The following is a 5161-nucleotide window of genomic DNA, read 5'->3' as shown; positions in this document are numbered from 1 at the left end:
CGCCGGCGTCCAGCAACAGGCTGGTGCCGCCGACTTGCAGCGTGACGCCCTGGGCGCTCATCGTGAGGCTGGCGGCGCCGACCTTGATGTCGACCTGTTCGCGGGAACCTGTGAACGTGGTGGGGCCATTGACCCAGTTGAAGGTATGGCTGGCGTCGTCGTAGTCGCTCTGGGTACCGTCCTGATGGCGGCGCCGGGTCAGTGTCGAAGCGCTGGAGACCGGTGGAAAGCGGTCGCTGTTCAAGCCGAACAAGGCCACCGATTGCGCCCCGCCCTCCCCGGCGCCGTAGTTGAGCAGCAAACATTGCTCGCCTACTGACGGGATGCGGGTTTCCGTCTGTGCCCCGGCGCTGGGGTTGAAAAAGCGGATCGCCGGGGTGAGCAGTTCGCCGTGGCTGACCTTGCAGGTATTGCTGGCGGCGTCGACCTCCTGGCACACGCCGATTCGGCAGAAACTTTCGGCGCGTCGATACAGGTCTTCGAGCTGGCTTTCCATTTCCGCCAGGCGCTCCACGATCGGCCCCAGCTGCATGCGTAACAGCGCGTCGAACATGGGCTACTCCGCCAGCGGCTTGTATTGGTCGGGGTCGTCGATGTTCGAGACGTCCCAGGTGCAGGCAAAAAGCGGCTTGCCTGTGGGATCGTTGAGCAACGGCGGCCCGATATAGAGGGTTTGGGTGAAGGTGACGGTCCAGGTGTCGTAGTCCGTCTCCGCGCTGGTGCGTATTGAAGGCGCAGCGACAATGCTGGTCGGCAGGTCGCACTGCGCCTGCGGCAGGTTCCAGCGGTTATCCAGCACCAGGTCCATCAGTTGGCTGGCCAGGTCGCAGGCATCAAAGGGCAAGGCACCCGGGGCCACCATGGCCTTGAGTGAAATCCCCAGGGCATGGGCCTTGCGCCCCTCGCGGGAGCGAAGGCCCGGCCCATTGCCTTCGACCGTGATCAACACGCCGGTGTTGTTCGCGGCGCCCTGAAAGTCCTGATGAGTGCCGACCTTAAGTTCCGGAAACGCCCTGCGCAGTGCCTCGCTGATGGCCTGGGGCAGTTGGGAGGGTTTTTCGATAAGTGTCATTTAAGTAGCGTCCTTGCAACGGTTACTGCGGGTCCCGGCCAGGGCCTTCGTTGACGCCGATGCGCTTGGCCGCCCAGCGTTCATAAAGGCCGATGGCCACGTCGGCGCCGGCCATGGCGGTCAGGCACCCAATGGCGCCGGCCGTCCAGATCGACATGCCGGCGGCGTAGCACAGCATCAGGGCTGATACCCCGCACACCATGCAGGCCCCCGAACGCAGGGCCAGGCGCCGCATAAGCGACCAACCGCGGGCGCCTTCCTTGTCGGCGCGCCACATTTCTCCGGAAACCCCGCCAATCACCGCCAATACGATGACCAGCCAGATAGGCATTTCCGCCAACGCTTGCTGCTCGTTTGTCATGTCACGCCTCCTGGAATGAGTGATACCGGCAGGTCGCCGGTTGTAGGTGTTTGTTTCAATTTGAATGGGTTCTCTAGGTAGGCATTCCAAAAAGCCCGGTTGCCCGGGCTTTTCAGTAATGATGTCCTCGAACTTTCGGCGCTACTGGCGCGGTACGGTTCTTTCCTCAATGTTTTTCCGACCACGATCCCTGTCTGCCGGATAACTGCTTCTGGTGCTTTACGCTGCACACCCGGGCCAGTTGCCAACCCTCTGAACCGTTAAGGCCGGTTCATCGCTGCCTGTTCTTGAAGCGGTTTGAAACTAAAGAGCGTCGGCATCCTTGCCGGTATTGCCTGGCATCCTTGCCATCGCTTCGATGGCGTCCTTGCCGGTGTTGCGTAACGTCCTTGTCTTCCTTGGCAGCATCCTTGCCGCCTCCACCAGGCCTTCTTGGCTGGCTTGAGATGAAGAATATGCATGTATGCATATACAGTCAATGCACAAATGCATTTATTTTTGCGCAAGAAATGCGCAGGTGCATTTATAGCCCCGCAGGCAAAGGGTTTGGTGGTGTTACGCAGACGAAAAAAAGCCCGCTCACTGGCGGGCTTTGTCTTACACAGAAGGGTTAGCGGGCGTACATGCCCCACCAGAAAACGTGACCAAGGATGCTGATCTGTTCATCCTGGATTTCCTGGAAGCTGTAGTCCTCGTCCGGATGTTCATCGCGGTTGAAGCTACGCAGGCGAATCCCGGAAGGCAGGCGATAGAGCTGTTTCACCCGTAGCTGGCCGTTGTGATTGATGGCGTAAAGATCGCCATCGACGATGTCACCAATCCCGCATTTGCCCGCATTGACACCTACGGTGGCGCCGTCGCGCAGCACCGGCAACATACTGTTGCCGCGCACCGTCACGCACTTGGCCTGGTCGAACTGCACACCGTTATGCCGCAGGCTGCGCTTGCCGAACCGCAGGCTGGCCTTCTCGCTTTCCTCGATGACGAATCTTCCTGATCCAGCAGCCAATTCAACCTCGCGCAGAAAGGGGATCGACACCTCGTCATCATTAACGGGTGTTTCGTCGTCCCACAGGCTTATGTCCTTGAGTTCCGAATGCATCGGGTCACGCTCGTCCGACCGCGCCGGCACCAGCCCTGCGCGCCCGCGCAGCTGATCGGTGCTGACCTGGAAGTAATCGGCGATGCGCGAGATGTGCTTGTCCGACGGATCAACGATCTTGCCGCTGAGGATCCGGGACAGTGTGGATTGAGGCACGCCGGTACGCCGGTGAAGCTCCGTGGGGGAGATCCGGTCGCGGTCCAGCAGCTCTCTTAAGACGATAGAAACGTTGCGTTTTTGCATAACGCGGATAGTGCAGACAGTTTTGATGCTTGGCAAATGCTTATTTGCATATTTAATGCATTGATTGCAGATTTTTACCTAACCATTTGTGGTCTGCCTCGCATGCTAACCTGCGCCTATCGGAAAAATGCTGGGTTTGTTGATGACGCACTTTGCAGATCCAATCAGAAAAGTCATGACGCAGTCAGAGCAAGAAGTCTCAGACGAAGCGCTGCGCTTTGCTCGCTCAAACAAGAAAATGATTGCCAGGCGTCTGACCGACAAAGCTATCTATCCTCCGGAAGAGGCGCCTGTATCGGTCTACATGGCCGGCTCACCGGGTGCAGGAAAAACCGAGGCATCAATCGCGCTCGTGAATCTTTTTGCCGACACCCCGATCCTTCGAATTGACCCCGATGAGCTTCGTAGCGAATTTGTTGCCTATACCGGCGGTAACTCCTGGTTATTCCAGAGAGGGGTTTCTATTTTGGTGGAGAAGATTCTGGATTTTGCGATGGACCAACAGCAGTCGTTCCTCCTTGACGGAACATTTTCAAACATTGATGTCGCCAGGCGGAATGTGGATCGTTCCTTAAGAAAAGGCAGGTTCGTACAGATTCTGTACGTCTACCAGGATCCGAGGCTCGCTTGGGACTTCGTCAAAGCTCGCGAAGAAGCAGAAGGAAGAAGGATTCGTAAAGAGCATTTCATCGACCAGTACTTTGCCGCACGTGACGTCGTCAACGCACTTAAGCTAGAGTACGGCGGCGATATCCACGTGGATTTGCTGCTCAAGCACATTGACAACTCGGGACGATTGTACAAAGCCGGTGTCGAAAAAATTGACTACCATATTCCTGAGCGACACACGCGGGCCGATCTTGAGGCCAGACTCGGGCAACCATCAGGAGCGTAATGATGATTTCGATTAAGCTGGGCTTGACCAAAGGTGCAAAAAGCCCCTTTGCCGACTTTATTCGTAACGCTAAATCTGATCAAAAAAAGCGCGTATACAGCGAAGTGCTGACCGAAGCGACCAAACAGCAGAACCTTGTATTGATGGCAGCTGAGGCAAAACGAGCCTGACATCTACTAAGGCACTGCAATAAAGAACCCGACCCAGCGTCGGGTTTTTTTATTGATCAACCGAACCCGATCTGTCTTGGTTTCCATCGTAAACCATAGGACAAACACATCGTTTATAAGGCTCGTAGCGAGAATTCAACATCGTATAGCCGCCCACAATGCATAAAAAATCAATGTACCATTAGCCTATTTACCCTTGCCAAAAATCGACAGGAAGAGCTGAACCCCGCGTATGACCGACCTCTCCAGCCACACCCCGATGATGCAGCAGTACTGGCGCCTGAAAAACCAGCACCCTGATCAGTTGATGTTCTACCGCATGGGCGACTTCTACGAGATCTTCTATGAAGACGCGAAGAAGGCGGCCAAGTTGCTGGACATCACCCTGACCGCGCGCGGGCAGTCGGCCGGGCAGTCAATTCCGATGTGCGGGATTCCATATCATTCGTTGGAAGGTTACCTGGTCAAGCTGGTGAAGCTGGGCGAGTCGGTGGTGATCTGTGAGCAGATCGGCGACCCGGCCACCAGCAAGGGCCCGGTGGAACGCCAGGTGGTGCGCATCATCACGCCGGGTACGGTGAGTGATGAGGCGCTGCTGGATGAGCGTCGCGACAACCTGATCGCGGCAGTACTGGGGGACGAACGCCTGTTCGGCCTGGCAGTCCTGGATATCACCAGTGGCAACTTCACGGTGCTGGAGATCAAGGGCTGGGAGAATCTGCTGGCGGAGCTTGAGCGCGTCAATCCGGTGGAGTTGATGATCCCGGACGACTGGCCAAAGGACCTGCCGGCGGAACGTCGCCGTGGGACCAAGCGTCGTGCGCCGTGGGATTTCGAGCGTGATTCGGCGCTGAAAAGCCTGTGCCAGCAATTCTCCGTGCAAGACCTCAAGGGCTTCGGTTGCGAAACCCTGACCCTGGCCATCGGCGCCGCCGGTTGCCTGCTCAGCTATGCCAAGGAAACCCAGCGCACTGCCCTGCCGCATTTGCGCAGCCTGCGTCATGAACGCCTGGACGACACCGTGGTGCTGGATGGCGCCAGCCGTCGCAACCTGGAACTGGACACCAACCTGGCCGGCGGGCGCGACAACACCCTGCAATCGGTGGTCGACCGTTGCCAGACCGCCATGGGCAGCCGCTTGCTCACCCGCTGGTTGAACCGCCCGCTGCGGGATTTGACCGTGCTGCAAGCCCGCCAGACCTCTATTACCTGCCTGCTCGACCGCTACCGCTTTGAAAAGCTGCAACCGCAGCTCAAGGAAATCGGCGATATCGAGCGGATCCTGGCGCGGATCGGCCTGCGTAACGCGCGGCCCCGC

General features: G+C 57.9%; 6 protein-coding genes and 1 pseudogene. 3 read left to right on the top strand and 4 right to left on the bottom strand.

Translation table 11 applies throughout. The features are described 5' to 3' along the window. From HX846_RS08105 to HX846_RS08090, 4 genes are all read right to left on the bottom strand, one after another. A partial coding sequence (locus HX846_RS08105; protein WP_178965228.1) for a phage baseplate assembly protein V occupies positions 1–553 on the bottom strand: 553 nt, incomplete at its 3' end. Between the two features lie 3 nt (positions 554–556). Next, positions 557–1072: a hypothetical protein gene (locus tag HX846_RS08100; RefSeq protein ID WP_087695285.1), complete on the bottom strand. Its 516-nt coding sequence runs from the start codon at positions 1070–1072 to the stop codon at positions 557–559. A 22-nt stretch (positions 1073–1094) separates the two neighbouring features. After that, complete coding sequence (locus HX846_RS08095; protein ID WP_003208680.1) at positions 1095–1433, bottom strand: phage holin family protein; 339 nt, start codon at positions 1431–1433, stop codon at positions 1095–1097. A gap of 610 nt (positions 1434–2043) precedes the next feature. Next, on the bottom strand, positions 2044–2778 hold the full coding sequence (locus tag HX846_RS08090) for an XRE family transcriptional regulator (protein WP_023659216.1): 735 nt from the start codon (positions 2776–2778) through the stop codon (positions 2044–2046). Positions 2779–2920: 142 nt separating this feature from the next. On the opposite strand from HX846_RS08090, the gene HX846_RS08085 reads away from it, so the two are divergent. The 3 genes and pseudogenes from HX846_RS08085 to HX846_RS08075 all read left to right on the top strand — a co-directional run. Next, positions 2921–3673: a zeta toxin family protein gene (locus tag HX846_RS08085; RefSeq protein ID WP_256344341.1), complete on the top strand. Its 753-nt coding sequence runs from the start codon at positions 2921–2923 to the stop codon at positions 3671–3673. Beyond that, the gene (locus HX846_RS08080) at positions 3673–3843 is read left to right on the top strand and encodes a hypothetical protein (protein WP_003208685.1); all 171 of its coding nucleotides are present in this window, start codon (positions 3673–3675) and stop codon (positions 3841–3843) included. The genes HX846_RS08085 and HX846_RS08080 overlap by 1 nt, the downstream gene beginning before the upstream one ends. 232 nt (positions 3844–4075) lie before the next feature. Then, positions 4076–5161 (top strand): annotated as a pseudogene (locus HX846_RS08075) (DNA mismatch repair protein MutS); the annotation flags it as partial.

This window comes from Pseudomonas sp. K5002 (assembly GCF_013386655.1).
In the GTDB taxonomy this organism is placed as follows: domain Bacteria; phylum Pseudomonadota; class Gammaproteobacteria; order Pseudomonadales; family Pseudomonadaceae; genus Aquipseudomonas.
The sequence above is the reverse complement of the archived record's forward strand: the minus strand, read 5'-3'. Positions and strand labels throughout refer to the sequence as shown.